General features: G+C 42.2%; 15 protein-coding genes, 2 tRNA genes and 3 rRNA genes. 13 read left to right on the top strand and 7 right to left on the bottom strand.

Annotated elements, in window-relative coordinates; translation table 11 throughout:
* The first annotated feature begins 18 nt into the window (after window positions 1-18).
* From C3F34_RS05860 to adhP, 3 genes are all read left to right on the top strand, one after another.
* Window positions 19-438, top strand: a complete 420-nt coding sequence (locus C3F34_RS05860; RefSeq protein WP_016165598.1) for a F0F1 ATP synthase subunit epsilon — start codon at window positions 19-21, stop codon at window positions 436-438.
* Between the two features lie 78 nt (window positions 439-516).
* The gene (locus C3F34_RS05855; RefSeq protein ID WP_044739589.1) at window positions 517-810 is read left to right on the top strand and encodes a hypothetical protein; all 294 of its coding nucleotides are present in this window, start codon (window positions 517-519) and stop codon (window positions 808-810) included.
* Between the two features lie 230 nt (window positions 811-1040).
* Complete coding sequence (gene adhP / locus C3F34_RS05850; protein ID WP_044739590.1) at window positions 1041-2072, top strand: alcohol dehydrogenase AdhP; 1032 nt, start codon at window positions 1041-1043, stop codon at window positions 2070-2072.
* A 54-nt stretch (window positions 2073-2126) separates the two neighbouring features.
* On the opposite strand, the gene C3F34_RS05845 is transcribed toward adhP, so the two are convergent.
* The 4 genes from C3F34_RS05845 to C3F34_RS05830 form a co-directional block, all read right to left on the bottom strand.
* On the bottom strand, window positions 2127-2699 hold the full coding sequence (locus tag C3F34_RS05845; RefSeq protein WP_044739591.1) for a hypothetical protein: 573 nt from the start codon (window positions 2697-2699) through the stop codon (window positions 2127-2129).
* Window positions 2700-2849: 150 nt separating this feature from the next.
* A complete protein-coding gene (locus C3F34_RS05840) occupies window positions 2850-3266 on the bottom strand; it encodes an RcnB family protein (protein WP_104441235.1) in 417 nt (138 codons plus the stop codon).
* A 171-nt stretch (window positions 3267-3437) separates the two neighbouring features.
* Window positions 3438-3983, bottom strand: a complete 546-nt coding sequence (locus C3F34_RS05835; protein WP_016165593.1) for a glutathione peroxidase — start codon at window positions 3981-3983, stop codon at window positions 3438-3440.
* A 106-nt stretch (window positions 3984-4089) separates the two neighbouring features.
* On the bottom strand, window positions 4090-4848 hold the full coding sequence (locus C3F34_RS05830; RefSeq protein ID WP_104441234.1) for an AraC family transcriptional regulator: 759 nt from the start codon (window positions 4846-4848) through the stop codon (window positions 4090-4092).
* A gap of 135 nt (window positions 4849-4983) precedes the next feature.
* On the opposite strand from C3F34_RS05830, the gene C3F34_RS05825 reads away from it, so the two are divergent.
* Window positions 4984-5913, top strand: a complete 930-nt coding sequence (locus C3F34_RS05825; protein ID WP_228155332.1) for a DMT family transporter — start codon at window positions 4984-4986, stop codon at window positions 5911-5913.
* 391 nt (window positions 5914-6304) lie between these two features.
* On the opposite strand, the gene C3F34_RS05820 is transcribed toward C3F34_RS05825, so the two are convergent.
* Genes C3F34_RS05820 through C3F34_RS05810 form a run of 3 tightly spaced genes read right to left on the bottom strand, consistent with a single transcriptional unit; the run spans window position 6305 to window position 9225 of the window.
* Window positions 6305-6874, bottom strand: a complete 570-nt coding sequence (locus C3F34_RS05820; protein ID WP_104441233.1) for an L-threonylcarbamoyladenylate synthase — start codon at window positions 6872-6874, stop codon at window positions 6305-6307.
* A 38-nt stretch (window positions 6875-6912) separates the two neighbouring features.
* Entirely contained in the window at window positions 6913-8058 is a 1146-nt protein-coding gene (gene dprA, locus C3F34_RS05815) for a DNA-processing protein DprA (RefSeq protein WP_044739596.1), read from the bottom strand.
* A gap of 12 nt (window positions 8059-8070) precedes the next feature.
* The gene (locus C3F34_RS05810) at window positions 8071-9225 is read right to left on the bottom strand and encodes a LysM peptidoglycan-binding domain-containing protein (protein WP_044739597.1); all 1155 of its coding nucleotides are present in this window, start codon (window positions 9223-9225) and stop codon (window positions 8071-8073) included.
* Between the two features lie 119 nt (window positions 9226-9344).
* On the opposite strand from C3F34_RS05810, the gene def reads away from it, so the two are divergent.
* From def to C3F34_RS05765, 9 genes are all read left to right on the top strand, one after another.
* The gene (gene def / locus C3F34_RS05805) at window positions 9345-9878 is read left to right on the top strand and encodes a peptide deformylase (protein WP_044739598.1); all 534 of its coding nucleotides are present in this window, start codon (window positions 9345-9347) and stop codon (window positions 9876-9878) included.
* A gap of 89 nt (window positions 9879-9967) precedes the next feature.
* Window positions 9968-10396 carry a DUF2946 family protein gene (locus C3F34_RS05800; RefSeq protein WP_104441232.1) on the top strand — a complete coding sequence of 143 codons (429 nt, stop codon included), beginning with the start codon at window positions 9968-9970 and terminating at the stop codon, window positions 10394-10396.
* A gap of 67 nt (window positions 10397-10463) precedes the next feature.
* Entirely contained in the window at window positions 10464-12506 is a 2043-nt protein-coding gene (locus tag C3F34_RS05795) for a TonB-dependent copper receptor (RefSeq protein WP_104441231.1), read from the top strand.
* Window positions 12507-13234: 728 nt separating this feature from the next.
* Window positions 13235-14771: ribosomal RNA gene (locus C3F34_RS05790) — 16S ribosomal RNA — on the top strand.
* Window positions 14772-14832: 61 nt separating this feature from the next.
* A tRNA-Ile gene (locus tag C3F34_RS05785) sits at window positions 14833-14909 on the top strand.
* Between the two features lie 48 nt (window positions 14910-14957).
* Window positions 14958-15033, top strand: a tRNA-Ala gene (locus C3F34_RS05780).
* Between the two features lie 395 nt (window positions 15034-15428).
* A 23S ribosomal RNA gene (locus tag C3F34_RS05775) occupies window positions 15429-18320 on the top strand.
* Window positions 18321-18533: 213 nt separating this feature from the next.
* Window positions 18534-18648, top strand: a 5S ribosomal RNA gene (gene rrf / locus C3F34_RS05770).
* Together the 16S, 23S and 5S rRNA genes with 2 tRNA genes alongside form the textbook arrangement of a ribosomal RNA operon.
* Before the next feature lie 898 nt (window positions 18649-19546).
* A complete protein-coding gene (locus C3F34_RS05765) occupies window positions 19547-20044 on the top strand; it encodes a hypothetical protein (RefSeq protein ID WP_104441230.1) in 498 nt (165 codons plus the stop codon).
* Window positions 20045-20095 lie beyond the last annotated feature (51 nt).

Genomic DNA, 20095 nt, shown 5'->3' with positions numbered 1-20095 from the left:
CTAATTTAGGAGATTCTCATGGCGACTATGCAGTGTGATGTTGTAAGTGTTCAAGAGTCTTTGTACTCTGGCACGGTAACGATGCTAATTGCTAAAGGTGCTGGTGGTGAATTGGGTATTATGCCTGGTCATGCGCCATTAGTAACTTTACTTCAACCGGGTGCGATTCGCGTTCTGTTGGAAAACGGTACAGAAGAGTTAATCTATGTATCTGGTGGTGTTCTAGAAGTTCAACCGCATGTTGTTACGGTTCTTGCAGATACTGCAGTCCGTGCAGAAAACTTAGATGAAGCGGCAATTCTTGAAGCGCGTAAACACGCCGAACAATTGCTTGCCAATCAAAAGAGCGATTTGGACTCGGCTGCTGCTTTGGCTGCTCTTGCAGAAACTGCTGCTCAGTTGGAAACCATCCGCAAAATCAAAAACCGCGCTCAATAAGAGACGGTTTAAGATTGAAAAAGCCACCGAAAGGTGGCTTTTTTTATGCTATAAAATAATTTTGCTAAGTACAAACTCATGGAACTGATAGAACAAGAACCACATTTTTGGGAACTTTATCAAGATGATCATCAATACTATTTGGGAATTGCGGTGGACATGAGTTCAGTAGTTTCTTGTTGGGATATTTTTCTAACTCCTGAACAGATTCACGCCTATCGACTGCAAGGTAGAGAAAGCATTGTGGTTTTAGCCAAAACTATAGTGGATGCTGTTTACCGTGGTGATTTTAGTTATTTACATCAACATCAGGTGTCTTCAGCACAAACACAGGCAATGCAGACAGCCTTTCAACAATGGCGAGCGGGTTAAAATTAGTTTTACATAAGCGTTATTGATAGTGATATACATCCATTAAATGTAAGAATGCTCTACATTCATTGTTTCTAACGATGCAGGTTTTGTGCTAATTTGGCAGGTCGCTGCAATTTTGATCAAAAAACACACCAAACACTTACCTTTCATTTCCAGTTTTTATGTTAATCCTGAATGAGATTGCTACATAAGAATTTTACTCAAACATGAGTATATGGAGAATGAAAATGGCAAATACAATGAAAGCCGCAGTCGTCACGGCATTTAACCAACCCTTACAGATCCAAGACATTGAGATTCCAAAAATAAGTGAGGGTAAAGTATTGGTCAAAATGATCGCCACGGGTGTTTGTCATACCGATTTACATGCCATGCACGGGGACTGGCCAATCAAGCCGAATCTCCCTTTTATTCCTGGTCATGAAGGTGTAGGTAAAGTAATCGAGATAGGGGCAGGGATTCATCATTTAAAAGTCGGTGATGTGGTGGGTATTCCATGGCTTTATTCGGCATGTGGACACTGTGATTATTGCTATGCAGGCTGGGAAACCCTATGTAAACAGCAGCAAAATTCAGGGTATTCCGTTAATGGCAGCTTTGCTGAATATTGTTTGGCTGATGGTAATTATGTTGGCGTCATCCCAGAGGGAGTTGATTTACTCGCCATAGCACCGATTTTATGTGCGGGTGTAACGGTCTATAAAGGGCTTAAAATGACGGAGGCAAAAGCAGGGGATTGGGTTGCAATTTCTGGTATTGGTGGCTTAGGTCATGTTGCAGTGCAATATGCTAAAACGATGGGTTTTAATGTGGTGGCGATTGATGTTGATGATACAAAGCTTGAACTGGCGAAACAGTTAGGAGCAGATGTTGCGGTGAACGCACTGCACGTGAATGTTAAAGATGCAGTATTGCAAGCGACGGGTGAAGGGTGTCACGGGGTTTTAGTGACTGCGGTATCACCAAAAGCATTTGAACAGGCAGTTTCAATTGTGCGTCGTGGCGGAACCATGGTACTCAATGGTTTACCACCTGGAAAGTTTGACCTCTCTATTTTTGATATGGTTCTAGATGGGATTACTGTTCGGGGGTCGATTGTCGGGACACGTCTAGACTTGAAAGAAGCCTTAGATATTGCGGCACGGGGTAAAGTAAAGGCACATATTCATGTAGAGCCTTTAGAACATATCAATGATATCTTTGAGCGGATGGAGCAGGGTAAGATTGATGGTCGAATCGTGATCGATTTTAGTCTTTAAATATAGGTTGAGGATTCATCTCATTAAAAATAACAGATGAATCCTCTAATGTTTTTATGATGATTTTTCACTAAAGTCGGGTTGTGACAGTAACATTTTTGCCAATTTAAGCATTTCTGTTTGTACCGATGTCATTTGTTGTTCAATTTTGTGCAAATCGACAGATTGAAGGTCAACTTTACCATTTAAATAAGGTAAATCGAGGACTTGTTGATTAGTAGACATGATGCTTTGTCGAATGGAGTCAACTTCCTGACTTTTTAAATCTAAGCTATTTAAAGCACGGTTGAAGTCAGTGAGTTGTTGATGTAAAGCATTGACTGATGTTTGGAGTGATTGCTGGTCTTTATCTGCTAAAGCTTGCTCTAAGTCAGTTTGAGTTTGCTTCAACTGCTGGACGTAATCCCCTGCTTTTAATTGCATGTCGGCAACATCACGAACCACATAAATCATGTTGCCATTTTTTAATTCGGTCGCAGGATTATTATGAGAAGTGCTGTGTTCTTCTACGTCAGTGGAATTAGCTGTTTGAGTATCCTGTTCTGTCGCCTGATTACAGCCAAGTAAGCTGATTGCAGCAACAAAAATACCAAAAGGAAGTAAGGCACCTTGCAGAAGTTTTTTCATAATCTTGAATGGTCTCAATCTAGCATTGAATTGCTTTAACGGAATTATAAAATGGCAGCCTCATTTTCCAAAGTCAGGCTGCAAAGCAACAACAAAAAGGTTGGATATAAAAAAGAGTGCTGAAAGCACTCTTGTGATCTATGTGGAACCTTACATTCCTGGAACAATTTTAATAATGTTGTGATTTAACACATTGGTAAGGACATAATCACCATTCACTTTGATCCACTGTTCATTTTTGCCTGGCTTATTTAATTTTTTGTATTTGCTGTGGTCAACTTTGTAACTCTGACTACGGTATTGCGTTGGAACAGGATTGCCTGGTTTCCATGTCGCCGATGGGCGAGTCATTTGTTTATTCCCAGTTTTATTATTGCTTGCGGGTTTATGTTGATCTTGTGCATGATAGCTTGAAGAATCATGATGCATGCCTTGATGATTTGCATCATTGTGATTCTGAGTTGCGTGTTGTTTGTGATCTTGCGAATTCTGTGGAGCAGCAAAAGCGGGCGCAGCTACTAATGCAGTGGATAAAGAGAAAACAATAGCTTGTACTAAACGATTCATAATCTACCAACCTTAAACTTTCTATCTTGTTCTGATCTTGTTATTAAAGCAGTAAGTCTTTGAGTTAGTTTGAATTTAATGTTGTATAAATATTAAAATCATGAAGAAATTAAGAAGGCTTTTAATGCATCAGCAGCCAATAAATGACTGCTTGATGCTCAGAATGGTTTATTATTTTTGTAGCTCAGTTTGAATGGCATCCAGAATACGCGGATCATCTGCGGTAATGTCGGGTGCAAAACGTGCCACCACTTGTCCTTGTTTGTTCACTAGAAATTTTTCAAAATTCCATAACACTTCAGGTGGTTCATTTGGGGTGAGACCATAATCGACCAAATCTTTCCACCACGGGCCTTCACCAATGCGTTCAGGAATAGCATGGATTAAGGTTTCATAGAGTGGATGTTTATCTTCGCCTGCGACAGAAATTTTGGAAAATAAAGGGAAATCAATTTGGTAGTTGAGTGAGCAGAATTCTTGAATTTCACTATCGCTACCAGGCTCTTGTGCCAAAAAGTTGTTGGCAGGAAAGCCTAAAATTTCTAAGCCCTGATCTTTTTGTTGCTGATAGAGTTTTTCTAAACCTTCATATTGCGGGGTTAAGCCACATTTTGATGCCACATTGACAATCAAAAGGACTTTGCCTTGATATTGGTTTAAGGTGATGTTCTCTCCCTGAATGGTTTTTACAGGAATGTCATATACAGACTGGTTCATACACAGATCCATTGATTTTTATCGGGTGTAGATGTTGTAACGAGAATTCACGTCAACTTCAAGTTGAATCCTGCAAGTGAGGTAAAAAGAGCGTGGAGCTGCTGGTTTATTCACGTAATTGAGCGGGTGTTTGTCCTGTATAGCGCTTAAAGAATTCAATAAAACTGGAACTATGTTGATAACCCAAATCATAAGCCAGTTTTTTAACTGTCGATCCTGCATGCAGTTGATCAATCGCATACAGAATTTTTGCCCGATTGCGCCATTCTGTGAGACTGAGTTGTAGCTCCTGTTGGCTTAAGCGGAGTAAATGCCTTTCGGTAAACTGAAATTTATGGAGGATTTGTTGCAAACTTTTAGCAAAGCATTGTGGATTGGCCAGTTGCTGTAAGATTGGCTTTAAAACACGGTGTTGTGTTTGTGGTAGGTAGTGCTCATAAGCAGGTGCGGTACGCAGTTGATCGAGTAAAACCTGAAGTAAATGTTCGTATTCCACAGCGGTTGTTACGGGCTTTTGGCGTAGAATCTCTTTAATTAAATGGCGGAGAAAAGGACTGATTTCGACGGCTTTTGTCGTTGTGGGAAAGTAGTTACAAAGCACAGGATGGAGATGAATACAAATATAATGGGTAGGTTGTATCTCACGCGCAATGCAAGCATGAGCAGTATGGGCTGGAATCCAAAGTCCGTAATTTGGAGGCGATAAATGATGTATTCCTTCAATTTCATAATCCAAAATACCATTTAAACTAAAATTAAAATCGCCCCATATGCAACTATGCGCTGCAATTTCATCATTTTGTGCATAAAAATATTCATGCACTTCTATCAATTGAGATAAATCAGTGTCTGCATAACTTTTCATGCAAGATGCCCATTATGAAGGAGGAATGGATGTCGGACGGTTGAATCTGCCATATCAATGTCTGAAAAAACGTATGTCTATTATTTCAGACTTTTAGCACAATAGTCATCCAAGATATTGTAAATGAGTGGGGAAATGCAGCAAAACAAATGGGTGAAATTGGCAGTGATGCTGCCCTTAATTGCAGTGTTTATCTGGTCGCTGAATATCGCAGTGACGCGTTATGTCGCGGATTACATTTCTCCAGTGAGCATTAGTTTTTATCGTTGGTTAGTGGCTTTTATTGTCCTCACGCCACTAATGCTGCCTAAAGTGTGGCAGCAGCGTCAGTTAGTTGCATTACATTGGAGGCAATTTGCAATACTCAGTGCCTTTGGCATGTTGCTCTATCAAGGGTTAGCGTATAGCGCTGCGCATTATACCACCGCGACCAACATGGGAATTATTAATGCCTTTATTCCAATTTTTACCATTTTTGTTTCCATCATTATTCTAAAAGAAGTGCCTAATCGTTTTGCTGTCATGGGGAGCTTGGTGTCATTTCTGGGTTTACTCTATGTGATTGCTCAAGGACAACTTCAGGCCTTACTTTATTTAGGTGGGCACTGGGGTGATTTGCTGATGATAATTGCCGTGTTCTTTTATGCTTTTTACGGGGTGTTTTTAAAGAAATGGCAACTGAAAGTCCCACTCATGATTAGTCTATACGTTCAAATAGGATTTTCTCTGATTTACCATTTGCCGTTTGTACTTTGGTTAGGCATAGACCGTTTAGATATGCAGAATAGCGCGAGTGTTTTGTATGCAGGCTTATTTGCATCCCTGATTGCACCTTGGGTATGGATGCTTGCTGTACAGCGTTTAGGACCTAATCGGACCAGTATTTTTATGAATTTGATGCCCATTTTTACAGCAATATTGGCTTATTTTTGGTTGCATGAAGCGTGGACGATGCATCACACCATAGGGGGAATTATTATTATTACGGGGATTGTTATGGCACAAATAAAAGCACGGCAGGTACAATCTGAGACAATAGAGTCAGCCAGTATGATTAATAAATAATCAAACAGTAAATTTTATTGATTTATTTTTTTTGGACTAAACTACCAGTTATAAGTGTAAATTTTCATACTGTCAAATGATTATTTATTTAAAAATATTTTAAAAATAGCAGGATAGTTTGACTTTTTGAGAAAATTTAACATTTTAATCATGCATTTAATCAAAAAAATGGCGGAGATAAGGGGTTTGTATTTTGATTTGAAATATTAGATAATGTTCACATCAAGAATGATTAGTTAAGTATTTCTTAATAATACTTTAAGTCTAACATTCCGCAAGATTTTCGAACCCTCTGGATGTGATTAACACACATCCTTTTTATGCTCAATCAACCTATTTGATTGAGCTTTTTTTTGTCCAAATTTTCTATAAAATTGATTGTTTTATTCGCTTATGCACGAATAATTTGACCCGTTTCAGCATCTAAAATACGACTAGGTTCTTGGCTTAAACCTAAATCACCATTTAGATAGGTTAAATGATGGTTAAAGTATTTATTGGCTTCTTGCAGCGAACGTGCAGGTTCAAGACCCGCGGGGTTTGCGCTAGTCGAGACAATAAAACCGTTAAAGGCATTGCAAAGCGCCACACATAAAGGATGTGTAGTCACACGAATGGCAACTTTGGGGTGATTACCTTTGATCCAGGCAGGGATGTCTTCACTCGCAGGCAGTAACCAAGTGGTAGCACGCTCGGTTGGGCTACGGTTACTCCAAGAGGCGATCACGGTGTCACGCATCTCTTGAGTGAGTCTGGCCAGCAAGTGTTCAACTTGGGAAATATGCCCAGCCAATAAGATGACACCTTTTTCAATAGGGCGTTGTTTTAACTTCAAAATCTCATTAAATGCAGCTTCGTTATAAGGATCACAACCTAATCCCCATACTGCCTCTGTTGGGTATGCCAAGACCTGTCCGCGTTTTAAACTATTGGCAGCTTCGGCAACAGAGGTGGTAATCATTTTCTTGTCCTAATTTAAGCAAAGGCCTATTCTGAACCTTATTGGTTAGGACGACAACGCAAATACACTCCAGATTGTTGCATACATAAACCTAAAAGCTCTAATTCCATCAACTGGGCAGTCAATGTCGCGGTATCTTGCTTAAGATGAATGACCAAATGGTCTAGCGGAGATCCTGTCCAGTTCAGTTGATTATAAAGTGGTATTAAATGCTCGGGAATCTCGGGCTTTGCAAGGGCTGAATGTGAGGTTGAGTCGTTTTGTGATTGCTGCTGTGTTTGCCATTGTGTCGGTAAAGCAAGGTCTTCTAAAATTTGTTCAGGATGGCTGACCAAAATTGCGCCTTCGCGAATCAGTTGATGGCAACCTTGATGGAATTCACTATAAATATGCCCAGGAATTGCGAAAATTAATTTTCCTTGTTCTGCTGCAAAGGTGGCTGTTGAGATTGAACCACTTTTTAAACCTGCTTCTGCCACAAGAGTTCCCAAAGAAAGGGCACTGACAATCCGATTTCGGCGTGGGAAATGTTGTCGTAGCGGCGGAGTATGGGGTAAAAACTCACTGATAATGGCACCTGAATGCTGCAAAATTTGCTGGCGAAGTTGCCGATGCTGTGCGGGATAAGTTTGATCGAGTCCTGTGCCCATGACTGCCAGTGTACGTTGATGAGATAAAGCACCTTGATGTGCAGCCTCATCAATCCCTTGTGCTAAGCCACTGCTAATCACAAAACCCTTTTCACTGAGATAATACGAAAAATCATAGGCAATTTGGCGACCATGTGGACTGGGTTTACGACTGCCGACAATGGCAATTTGTGGCTGCATCAACAGCGAAAGTTGTCCTTGTCCAAATAGAATTGGGGGTTTATCACTATAAGGCAGCAATTGTTGTGGATATTCGGGATCGTGATAACTCAGTACGAAATCACTATGTCGCTCAATTTCTTGAATAAGATGCTGAAACTTGCTTTGTTCAGACGGGGTATAAAATTGTTGCGCACGTTGAATATGATTTTTATGTAAACCTAATTTTGACCAATCTTGCAAATTTTGGGGTTGTACTGCGTTATGGATGCTACCAAAGTGTTGTTCTAGTTTATAAAAACTGCTGAGCGAGTGCTGAACCAAATACCACAAGGTAATGGTGTCCATTTGCACTTGTGATAATGGTTTCAGCATAGCAACTCCGAATTAATCATCCATTAATGGTGGTTGAATATAAGCACCGATTTTGATAGGTAAGGAACTGTCAAGCACATAGCCATAGCTAAAGTGATCAAAAGTTCTGAACACCATTAAGTTACCAATTTTTTGTCCAGGCAATTGCACCATTTCTTTGGTTTTCGGGTCTCGAACCTGTTCACCTTTTTGGTTGATGCTAAATATGTGGCCCACTTGCACGCCCTCAAAACTACCGCGGTCTATGGTCACGACGCTGTGTTGGGCAGCCGTACCAATAGAACCCATCACGCGAACAATTTGTCCTCCAGCCGTTACATCTTCAGCCATGGTTGGATAGAACAGGGTAGGCAACATTGGGTCATAAACAGGGAGTACACGGTCACCACGACGTACTTCGGCATTAAAGCTATCTGTGAGTTCCAGTGTTGTAATGTCATTTTCACTTGCAACAGCTATGCCCGTCGCCACCTGATTCAGCTCAAGTCCAGCATTATACTTTTTGCCTTTTTCATTGCTGAGGGTGTACGGGTCACCTTCGCGATAAACTGCATATTGCTGGCCAACTTCTAAGCCATTGCCACGCGCATAGATGGTTTGCCCTTTGGCTGCCAATACGCGTTGATCAGCAGTACCTAGTACATAAGGTGTATTTTCTACTGACTCAGGAGCAACAATCGTTGAATGTTCTAACCATTGTTTAATATTGTCCAATGGAATTACAGGAATAGCATCATTTAAGGATTCGACGCGGACCTGAGGTTGTAGTTTGGTGCCGCCAGCATAACGACGGATAATACCGTCACAGCCATCACCTTCATCTTTACCTATCAGGGGTTTGCCTTGATAGCTACAAAGTAAAAGTTTATCGCCAGGGAAAATCCAGTGTGGATTTTTCACGTGACGGTTACTTGCCCAAATTTCAGGCCAGCGCCAAGGTTTATCTAAAAATTTCCCCGAGATATCCCAGAGGGTGTCACCCTTTTTCACTACATAAACTTGTGGAGCACCCGCTTTTAATGAAGGTGGATTAACATTACGAGCTGGTGCAGCTTCAACCACTGCGATAGAACCAACACTGATCGCCAAACCGACAGTCAGTGCCAACAATTGCTGTTTAAACCCCAAGGCACTAAAAGATGGCATGCCCTTCAAAACCTTTTTCATTATCATAATTCCTAAAATTATGTATGTAATTTACGTTATAATAACGATATTACACACATTTTTTTGATCAAGCATTCCTTCATTTGGTTTTTTGATCAATGGCATAAGTGAGGATGTTTATGGCCTTATTACCTATTTTAAGTTTCCCCGATCCCCGTCTTCGTACCATTGCACAACCAGTCGAAGAAGTTACTGATGAAATTCGTCAGTTAGCTGCAGATATGTTTGAAACCATGTATGAAGCGCCAGGCATTGGTTTAGCCGCTACCCAAGTCGACCGCCATATTCAGTTGATTGTTATGGATCTATCTGAACATAAAGATCAGCCTATGGTGTTCATTAACCCCAAAATTACCCCATTGACTGAAGAAACCCAGCCCTATGAAGAAGGCTGTTTATCAGTGCCTCAAATATACGACAAAGTTGAGCGTCCGTCACGTGTAAAAATTGAGGCAATTAACCTTGAAGGTCAGTCCTTTACATTAGAAGCAGACGAACTTCTCGCTGTTTGTATTCAGCATGAAATGGATCACTTAAACGGCAAATTATTTGTTGACTATTTATCACCACTCAAGCGTCAGCGTGCGCGTGAAAAAGTGGAAAAAGTGACGCGTCAGCGTCAAAAAGAGAAAGTTGCAGTCAAGCGCGGATAATTTCTCATTAAAAATCATCTTTAAGTATGAACCCAATTCCGATTGGGTTTTGTTATACTGGCGCCGCACAAATTGCAGGATGATTATTTTTGCTTTTCCGTGGTGGTTTGCTGCTGGCATGTGTCGCAGTTTTTTTACAGATTGCTGTTTTTCTACAGCCTTTGTTGCCGAAGCAATATCAAGTTGCTCCGGTCTGTGAAACCATTACGCGTGCATTATTACTCCCTTCTCAGGCGGCACACGCCGTTCAAACTTCAGTTGTACATGATCAGCATTCGCATATGCACATGCAGCATCAAGAGCAACTTGCACATGATCATCATGATGCCAATCATCAATGTCAGTACTGTACCGTATATGGCAATTTAGTCTTGCCGCCTGAACTTGATGTAAAGCCAATACTTGATCGTATTCAAGTGCGTTTAATTGCTTTTCAGAAAGCCTTTGCGCATGTTTGGTTTGTTCTACAACAACTATTTCTTATTCCACAAGGACGGGCACCACCACTCTGGGCATAAATCCACTTTATTTCGCTTGGGTCTTATGACTTAGGCACAGTGTTATTTATGTTTTAGAGAGATTGATATGGCTCAGCCTAAATTCTTGTTACAGCCTTTATCGGCTGCGATTTGTGTCGCATGTTATTCAGTTACTACTTATAGTGCAGAAGTACAACCTGCTCAAATTTTGACTCCTATTGTCGTGACCGCCCAGCAAGGGAATGATGCCAATGGCTTAATTGTACATGCAGATCCAAAACAACCGACACAGCCAATTCCAGCTATAGATGGTGCTGCTTATTTACAAAGTATTGTTGGTTTTAATCAAATTAAAAATGGCGGAGCAAATGGCGATGTGACTTTCCGTGGTATGTTCGGTTCACGCATTAAAATATTAACTGATGGTACCGAAAACTTGGGTGCATGCCCTAGTCGTATGGATAACCCAACCTCTTATATTTCACCCGAAAGTTATGACAAGATTACCGTGATAAAGGGACCACAAACGGTGCAATATGCGCATACAGGTTCAGCGGCAACGGTCATTTTTGAACGTGAACCCGAGAAATTGACTAGCGAAAAACCTTATCGTGGGCAAGCCAGCGTCATGGTAGGTTCTTATGGACGTCTGGATCATAATGTTGAAACAGCTGTGGGTGATGAAACTAAATATGCACGTTTAAATGCCAACCGTTCAGTTGCCGATAGTTATCAAGATGGTGCTGGTCATACAGTTCCATCGGACTGGGAAAAATGGAATGCTGATCTGGCATTCGGTTGGACACCGAATGAAGATACGTGGGTGGAACTGAAGGGTGGCAAGAGTGATGGAGAGGCAGTCTATGCTGGGCGAAGTATGGATGGTTCCAAGTTTGCGCGAGAAAGCCTAGGTTTACATGTTGAAAAGAAAAATATCAGCGATGTGGTCAAGCAAGTCGAAGCTCAAGTGGACTATAGCTATAACGATCATGTCATGGATAACTTCCGTTTAAGAAAGCCGCCAACAACTACCATGACTATGCATGGTATGAGTATGACTGTACCCAACAAGATGGAAATGGAAGTGACCCGCCGCACTTTAAATGTCCGTGCAGCGATGACCTCTGAATGGGATAAAGTCAGCTTAATAACAGGCATTGATTCTCAGCAAAATAAGCATGGCGGCAATATGATTATGTATGCCATGCCGAGTATGAATTCTCCTTTTGCAACCAATATGAAGTTTGAATCTTATGGTGCTTTTGGTGAGTTAAGCTATCAATTGAGTGATCAGAATAAGTTGGTCACGGGGGCACGTATTGATCAAACTCAAATTGATAATCTGAAGACGGATACGGAACGTAAAGAAACGCTACCGAGTGGATTTATCCGCCTTGAAAGTCAATTTGCAGACGAACTGAAAACCTATGCAGGTTTGGGTTATGTTGAGCGTGTGCCAGATTACTGGGAGTTATTCAGTACCCATTATTATCAAACAGGGACAACCTTCGATCATTTAAACAATGAAAAAACCACACAGTTTGATGCAGGCTATCAATATGAACAGGGTGCATTTAAATCATGGGCTTCGGTTTATGCAGGGCTGATTCAAGATTACATCTTGGTGTCATACACACCAACGGGTTCTAAGGGAAAATTGGAAGCCAAAAGCCGTAATGTCAATGCGACCATTGCAGGGGCAGAAGCAGGCATTGGCTATCAATTGACGGATCAGATTCAAGCTGATGTCAGTGCCATGTATGCGTGGGGTGAAAACACCACAGACCATCGCGCATTACCGCAAATTGCGCCGCTAGAAGGGCGTTTCAATTTACGTTATGTTCAAGACAAATATAATCTTGGTTTATTGTGGCGTGTGGTTGCAGCACAAGATCGGACCAGTTATCGCGAAGGTAATATTATTGGCTATGATGTGGAAGACAGTAAAGGCTTTGGCACATTGTCCTTAAATGGAACCTATAACCTGCAAAAAGGCGTTGATCTTTCTGTGGGGATTGATAATGTCTTTGACAAGAACTATGCCGAACATTTGAATAAATTAGGAAGTTCAGGCTTTGGCTATGCTGCAACTGAACAATTTAATAATATCGGGCGAAACTATTGGGCACGCATTAGTATGAAGTTCTAATGAAAAGCCTAAAATAAACAACAACCACTCTTTTCTAAGAGTGGTTGTTTTGCTTTTGAAATATAAGATGACTAGAAAATGATATAAAAATATACATTTAGGGTGGAGAATACACATAAATTGAAGATTAAAGAAGCAATTTAAACTAGAGAAATATATAAATTTAAATAAATAAAAAATATTTTAAAATTAAAACAATAACTTAAACTAAATATGGGGCGCTCAATTAGCGTACTTTAGAGCACTGAATAAAAACTATTAATTTTTATTAAAATAAATTAAATATAAAAAACAATAGCATAGATTTTTTATAGTTTGAAAAATATGCACACGATGAAATTAATTTTAAAATATGCTTGCAACACATCTGAAATGCTGTAGAATGCACATCCATCGGCGGTGATGCAGATAAAAACTTGTTGATTAACAAGGATTTAGCTTGGTGGTTAAATTTTTAGATTGATTGAATGAGTTTTAAAAATATCGAAATTACCTGTTGACTTTGATTTAGATTAGAGTAACATAGCCGACCTAGCTTGATGATGACGAATCATCGAGAAGATCATTAAGAGATTATGAAGAACAACTTGTGTGGATTTTTACTGATTGATTGATCGAAATTATTTTCATTGATTGATGGTAGAAATTACTCGAAGTTTATTTGAGAAATTAATGTCAGAAAATTGATGAGCCAGATTTGGTGTTTAGAATAAAGCACTATTGATTTTAAACTGAAGAGTTTGATCATGGCTCAGATTGAACGCTGGCGGCAGGCTTAACACATGCAAGTCGAGCGGAGCGAGGGTGCTTGCACCTTAGCTTAGCGGCGGACGGGTGAGTAATGCTTAGGAATCTGCCTATTAGTGGGGGACAACATTCCGAAAGGAATGCTAATACCGCATACGCCCTACGGGGGAAAGCAGGGGATCTTCGGACCTTGCGCTAATAGATGAGCCTAAGTCGGATTAGCTAGTTGGTGGGGTAAAGGCCTACCAAGGCGACGATCTGTAGCGGGTCTGAGAGGATGATCCGCCACACTGGGACTGAGACACGGCCCAGACTCCTACGGGAGGCAGCAGTGGGGAATATTGGACAATGGGCGGAAGCCTGATCCAGCCATGCCGCGTGTGTGAAGAAGGCCTTTTGGTTGTAAAGCACTTTAAGCGAGGAGGAGGCTCTTAAGGTTAATACCCTTGATGAGTGGACGTTACTCGCAGAATAAGCACCGGCTAACTCTGTGCCAGCAGCCGCGGTAATACAGAGGGTGCGAGCGTTAATCGGATTTACTGGGCGTAAAGCGTGCGTAGGCGGCTGATTAAGTCGGATGTGAAATCCCTGAGCTTAACTTAGGAATTGCATTCGATACTGGTCAGCTAGAGTATGGGAGAGGATGGTAGAATTCCAGGTGTAGCGGTGAAATGCGTAGAGATCTGGAGGAATACCGATGGCGAAGGCAGCCATCTGGCCTAATACTGACGCTGAGGTACGAAAGCATGGGGAGCAAACAGGATTAGATACCCTGGTAGTCCATGCCGTAAACGATGTCTACTAGCCGTTGGGGCCTTTGAGGCTTTAGTGGCGCAGCTAACGCGATAAGTAGACCGCCTGGGGAGTACGGTCGCAAGACTAAAACTCAAATGAATTGACGGGGGCCCGCACAAGCGGTGGAGCATGTGGTTTAATTCGATGCAACGCGAAGAACCTTACCTGGTCTTGACATAGTAAGAACTTTCCAGAGATGGATTGGTGCCTTCGGGAACTTACATACAGGTGCTGCATGGCTGTCGTCAGCTCGTGTCGTGAGATGTTGGGTTAAGTCCCGCAACGAGCGCAACCCTTTTCCTTATTTGCCAGCACTTCGGGTGGGAACTTTAAGGATACTGCCAGTGACAAACTGGAGGAAGGCGGGGACGACGTCAAGTCATCATGGCCCTTACGACCAGGGCTACACACGTGCTACAATGGTCGGTACAAAGGGTTGCTACCTAGCGATAGGATGCTAATCTCAAAAAGCCGATCGTAGTCCGGATTGGAGTCTGCAACTCGACTCCATGAAGTCGGAATCGCTAGTAATCGCGGATCAGAATGCCGCGGTGAATACGTTCCCGGGCCTTGTACACACCGCCCGTCACACCATGGGAGTTTGTTGCACCAGAAGTAGCTAGCCTAACTGTAAAGAGGGCGGTTACCACGGTGTGGCCGATGACTGGGGTGAAGTCGTAACAAGGTAGCCGTAGGGGAACCTGCGGCTGGATCACCTCCTTAACGAAAGATTGACGATTGGTAAGAATCCACAACAAGTTGTTCTTCATGACGATGTATCTGAGGGTCTGTAGCTCAGTTGGTTAGAGCACACGCTTGATAAGCGTGGGGTCACAAGTTCAAGTCTTGTCAGACCCACCACTACTGACGAAGTACGGAAGATCAGAAACATTGACTTATTGATAAGCTGGGGACTTAGCTTAGTTGGTAGAGCGCCTGCTTTGCACGCAGGAGGTCAGGAGTTCGACTCTCCTAGTCTCCACCATCACATTGCATTGCAATGAGCTAAGAAACAAGCAAACGAAGTCTTAGATTATAGAAATTAATAAGAAGTTAGCGTAATATGCGCGTCTTGTTAACTTCTGTGATTTATCACAGTTTACTGCAAGCTGACGAGGCTGTAGTTAATCATTAACAGATTAGAAAATTGAGTCTGAAATAAATTGTTCACTCAATGACGAAGAGAGAAGAAGTAATTCTTTGATCTAAGTTGATTGAGAACTAGCAAAAACACTGAATCAAGCGTTTTGGTATATGAATTTAGATTGAAGCTGTACAGTGCTTAAGTGCACGGACAACAAACTGTAAGAGATGAATGAGCGATCATTGATCACTGTCTTATTACTACTTGTAGGTAATAACGACTGTTTGGGGTTGTATAGTCAAGTAATTAAGTGCATGTGGTGGATGCCTTGGCAGTCAGAGGCGATGAAAGACGTAATAGCCTGCGATAAGCTCCGGGGAGGCGGCAAATATCCTTTGATCCGGAGATTTCTGAATGGGGGAACCCACCTACTATAAGGTAGGTATTGCAACATGAATACATAGTGTTGCAAGGCGAACGAGGGGAAGTGAAACATCTCAGTACCCTTAGGAAAAGAAATCAATTGAGATTCCCTCAGTAGCGGCGAGCGAACGGGGAAAAGCCCATTAAGTCATGTAAGTTTTAGTGGAATGCTCTGGGAAGTGCAACCATAGTGGGTGATAGTCCTGTACACGAAAGGGCTTACATGATGATGTCGAGTAGGGCGAGGCACGTGAAACCTTGTCTGAATATGGGGGGACCATCCTCCAAGGCTAAATACTCCTGACTGACCGATAGTGAACCAGTACCGTGAGGGAAAGGCGAAAAGAACCCCTGTGAGGGGAGTGAAATAGATCCTGAAACCGCATGCATACAAGCAGTGGGAGCCGACTTGTTCGGTGACTGCGTACCTTTTGTATAATGGGTCAGCGACTTACATTCAGTAGCAAGGTTAACCGTATAGGGGAGCCGTAGAGAAATCGAGTCTTAATAGGGCGTTTAGTTGCTGGGTGTAGACCCGAAACCAGGCGATCTATCCATGAGCAGGTTGAAGGTTGGGTAACACTAACTGGAGGACCGAACCCACTGTCGTTGAAAAGCCAGGGGATGACTTGTGGATAGGGGTGAAAGGCTAATCAAGCCTGGTGATAGCTGGTTCTCCCCGAAAGCTATTTAGGTAGCGCCTCGGACGAATACCATAGGGGGTAGAGCACTGTTTCGGCTAGGGGGTCATCCCGACTTACCAAACCGATGCAAACTCCGAATACCTATGAGTACTATCCGGGAGACAGACTGCGGGTGCTAACGTCCGTAGTCAAGAGGAAAACAATCCAGACCGCCAGCTAAGGCCCCAAAATCATAGTTAAGTGGGAAACGATGTGGGAAGGCATAGACAGCTAGGAGGTTGGCTTAGAAGCAGCCACCCTTTAAAGAAAGCGTAATAGCTCACTAGTCGAGTCGGCCTGCGCGGAAGATGTAACGGGGCTAAAACTATGTGCCGAAGCTGCGGATTTGACATTAGTCAAGTGGTAGGGGAGCGTTCTGTAAGCCGATGAAGGTGTATTGAGAAGTATGCTGGAGGTATCAGAAGTGCGAATGCTGACGTGAGTAACGACAAAACGGGTGAAAAACCCGTTCGCTGAAAGACCAAGGGTTCCAGTCCAACGTTAATCGGGGCTGGGTGAGTCGACCCCTAAGGCGAGGCCGAGAGGCGTAGTCGATGGGAAATTGGTTAATATTCCAATACTTCTGTGTAATGCGATGAGAGGACGGAGAAGGTTAAGTCAGCCTGGCGTTGGTTGTCCAGGTGGAAGGTTGTAGGCATGTATCTTAGGCAAATCCGGGGTACTCTATGCTGAGAACTGATAGCAAGCTGTACTTGTACAGTGAAGTGGCTGATACCATGCTTCCAGGAAAAGTCTCTAAGCTTCAGTTACACAGGAATCGTACCCGAAACCGACACAGGTGGTCAGGTCGAGTAGACCAAAGCGCTTGAGAGAACTCTGCTGAAGGAACTAGGCAAAATGGTACCGTAACTTCGGGAGAAGGTACGCTGCTGACGGTGATGGGACTTGCTCCCTGAGCTATTGGCAGCCACAGAAACCAGGCCGCTGCAACTGTTTATTAAAAACATAGCACTCTGCAAACACGAAAGTGGACGTATAGGGTGTGATGCCTGCCCGGTGCTGGAAGGTTAATTGATGGGGTTAGCGTAAGCGAAGCTCTTGATCGAAGCCCCAGTAAACGGCGGCCGTAACTATAACGGTCCTAAGGTAGCGAAATTCCTTGTCGGGTAAGTTCCGACCTGCACGAATGGCATAATGATGGCGGCGCTGTCTCCAGCAGAGGCTCAGTGAAATCGAAATCGCTGTGAAGATGCAGTGTACCCGCGGCTAGACGGAAAGACCCCGTGAACCTTTACTGCAGCTTGACATTGAACTTTGACCTTACTTGTGTAGGATAGGTGGGAGGCTTTGAAGTTGGAACGCCAGTTCCAATGGAGCCGTCCTTGAAATACCACCCTGGTAATGTTGAGGTTCTAACTCTGTCCCGTTATCCGGGACGAGGACCATGTCTGGTGGGTAGTTTGACTGGGGCGGTCTCCTCCTAAAGAGTAACGGAGGAGTACGAAGGTGCGCTCAGCGTGGTCGGAAATCACGCGTAGAGTATAAAGGCAAAAGCGCGCTTAACTGCGAGACCCACAAGTCGAGCAGGTACGAAAGTAGGTCTTAGTGATCCGGTGGTTCTGTATGGAAGGGCCATCGCTCAACGGATAAAAGGTACTCTGGGGATAACAGGCTGATACCGCCCAAGAGTTCATATCGACGGCGGTGTTTGGCACCTCGATGTCGGCTCATCTCATCCTGGGGCTGAAGCAGGTCCCAAGGGTATGGCTGTTCGCCATTTAAAGAGGTACGCGAGCTGGGTTTAGAACGTCGTGAGACAGTTCGGTCCCTATCTACCGTGGGCGCTGGAAATTTGAGAGGATCTGCTCCTAGTACGAGAGGACCAGAGTGGACGAACCTCTGGTGTACCGGTTGTGACGCCAGTCGCATCGCCGGGTAGCTATGTTCGGAAGGGATAACCGCTGAAAGCATCTAAGCGGGAAGCCTACCTCAAGATAAGATTTCCCTAGGACTTTATGTCCTCTAAAGAGCCGTTGAAGACTACGACGTTGATAGGTTGGATGTGGAAGCATAGTGATATGTGAAGCTGACCAATACTAATTGCTCGTGAGGCTTGACTATACAACACCCAAGCAGTTGTATTTAAAGCTTATAATCGATTCATAAAAGATCAGTTAACCCTGATCTGAAACAAAAAACTTGATTTAGTGAAAGCTAGAACATAAAATTCGACTCAGTTAACTAATCCGTTAATAACTCATTTGGTACCAAGTAGGGTAGCAACAAGATCAAATGATCTGAGCATAAAACCTGAACAAGTCCATAAACAGTTGTGCTGGCGACAATAGCAAGAGTGAACCACCTGATCCCTTCCCGAACTCAGAAGTGAAACCTCTTAGCGCTGATGGTAGTGTGGGGTTACCCATGTGAGAGTAAGTCATCGCCAGCTCATTAATTCAAACACCCCCTTCTAATAAGAAGGGGGTGTTTTTTTATATAAATATTTATTTAAATTAAATGCTAAAGACTAAAAAATACCTGCGAAGCAGCAAATATAAATAACTTTGTACATCGTTTCCATCTTAAAAGACGTGATATCAATCAAATCACAAAGACTTTTTATAGCTATATTACCCAGTATTATTTGCTTTCGACGATTGAACTGACTGTATGAGGCCTTCATTTTGGTAGGGTCGACTAATGATTCAGTAGTCGCCAAAGCTTAATTTTTAATCTAGGGTTTAGTGTTTAGTTAAGAGTATATTTTGCTATACCATTTAATTTTACGAGCACCATGTTTTTAAAATGCTGTTTAAAATGTAAACAAATCTAAAAGAATACGTTTAATTATGTTGTCATAGGGCATGCTTCAATCCTAATGATCGAAATAGATCACAAATATAAGTAAAACCTAGCCACAGTTCGATTTTGACTCAATCATTCTAGCGTTTTATAGTGATTATTATTGATTAAAAAGTAGGTAATTTAAGCAATTCTGAGATGAAATCGTTCGATTATAAGTATGGTCATAACTTAGATTTTGAAGAAGACAAGCCGATCAACAAACAGAAGAGGACATAGTAGGATCAAAAAAATTAGAAAAATCGAAGTTTAATTGGTCATGTTGGATAAGATGAAGGAGGTAAAGTTCTATTTTAATTAAAAATTTCTCTGGTCGTAATTTTAAAAATTTAACACATGAGTTCCTTATTATTGAATCACATTACTGTTTAAGAGGTTATGACAGAATGACCTCTTAAACATCAACTTAAGGAGTTGATTATGAGACGATATGTATTTTCTTCAAAGATTTTAGTATTTGAAATCAGTAGGGTGAGGGTCTTCCCATGGGAACAACATTAACACTGAATTCAAGATTACTCGCAATCATTGCACAGCGAAACCCAACCATTTATGACATCGTTATACCACGTTTTACTTGCCCATCTGCTGAAACTTGGATTATTGGCAAACATTCTCCAGTTGCAGTGAGTCCACAACAATTACCACCTTCAGAATTGGGTGCACTTGTTGCTTCTGAATTTATACAGATGGTTTGGTTTGCAAACCGTTTTGGATTAGATTCCAGTTCTATTTTGGATGATCTAGATGATTGGTGTCCGACCTATCCAAAATGGCCCAAAAGGATACCTTGGTTAACTCCTCAGATCGATATTACAAGACAACCATTGCCTGAACCTCCTACAAATTGGCTTTTAGATTTTCATCTGGGATTTGCTGCAAGGTTAGCCACAGCCCAACTAGAAGAGAGCATGATCGGTGAGATCGTGACTAAAGCATTCGAGCGATCCGCTGCGTTGATTGAGTCTGAAAAATACATATAAATACTTTGGCAATTTTTTGATGAGGTTCATTCAGCATGGATAGGCATTTAA

Origin of the sequence: Acinetobacter sp. ACNIH2, from assembly GCF_002934965.1 — a bacterium.
Classification (GTDB): domain Bacteria; phylum Pseudomonadota; class Gammaproteobacteria; order Pseudomonadales; family Moraxellaceae; genus Acinetobacter; species Acinetobacter tandoii.
The sequence above is the reverse complement of the archived record's forward strand: the minus strand, read 5'-3'. Positions and strand labels throughout refer to the sequence as shown.

What these genes read in the sequence shown, in the direction of transcription:
- C3F34_RS05860 (WP_016165598.1), top strand. Translation starts at nt 19, where the DNA reads ATGGCGACTATGCAGTGTGATGTTGTAAGTGTTCAAGAGTCTTTGTAC.
- C3F34_RS05855 (WP_044739589.1), top strand. Translation starts at nt 517, where the DNA reads ATGGAACTGATAGAACAAGAACCACATTTTTGGGAACTTTATCAAGAT.
- adhP (WP_044739590.1), top strand. Translation starts at nt 1,041, where the DNA reads ATGGCAAATACAATGAAAGCCGCAGTCGTCACGGCATTTAACCAACCC.
- C3F34_RS05845 (WP_044739591.1), bottom strand. Translation starts at nt 2,699, where the DNA reads ATGAAAAAACTTCTGCAAGGTGCCTTACTTCCTTTTGGTATTTTTGTT.
- C3F34_RS05840 (WP_104441235.1), bottom strand. Translation starts at nt 3,266, where the DNA reads ATGAATCGTTTAGTACAAGCTATTGTTTTCTCTTTATCCACTGCATTA.
- C3F34_RS05835 (WP_016165593.1), bottom strand. Translation starts at nt 3,983, where the DNA reads ATGAACCAGTCTGTATATGACATTCCTGTAAAAACCATTCAGGGAGAG.
- C3F34_RS05830 (WP_104441234.1), bottom strand. Translation starts at nt 4,848, where the DNA reads ATGAAAAGTTATGCAGACACTGATTTATCTCAATTGATAGAAGTGCAT.
- C3F34_RS05825 (WP_228155332.1), top strand. Translation starts at nt 4,984, where the DNA reads ATGCAGCAAAACAAATGGGTGAAATTGGCAGTGATGCTGCCCTTAATT.
- C3F34_RS05820 (WP_104441233.1), bottom strand. Translation starts at nt 6,874, where the DNA reads ATGATTACCACCTCTGTTGCCGAAGCTGCCAATAGTTTAAAACGCGGA.
- dprA (WP_044739596.1), bottom strand. Translation starts at nt 8,058, where the DNA reads ATGCTGAAACCATTATCACAAGTGCAAATGGACACCATTACCTTGTGG.
- C3F34_RS05810 (WP_044739597.1), bottom strand. Translation starts at nt 9,225, where the DNA reads ATGAAAAAGGTTTTGAAGGGCATGCCATCTTTTAGTGCCTTGGGGTTT.
- def (WP_044739598.1), top strand. Translation starts at nt 9,345, where the DNA reads ATGGCCTTATTACCTATTTTAAGTTTCCCCGATCCCCGTCTTCGTACC.
- C3F34_RS05795 (WP_104441231.1), top strand. Translation starts at nt 10,464, where the DNA reads ATGGCTCAGCCTAAATTCTTGTTACAGCCTTTATCGGCTGCGATTTGT.
- C3F34_RS05765 (WP_104441230.1), top strand. Translation starts at nt 19,547, where the DNA reads ATGGGAACAACATTAACACTGAATTCAAGATTACTCGCAATCATTGCA.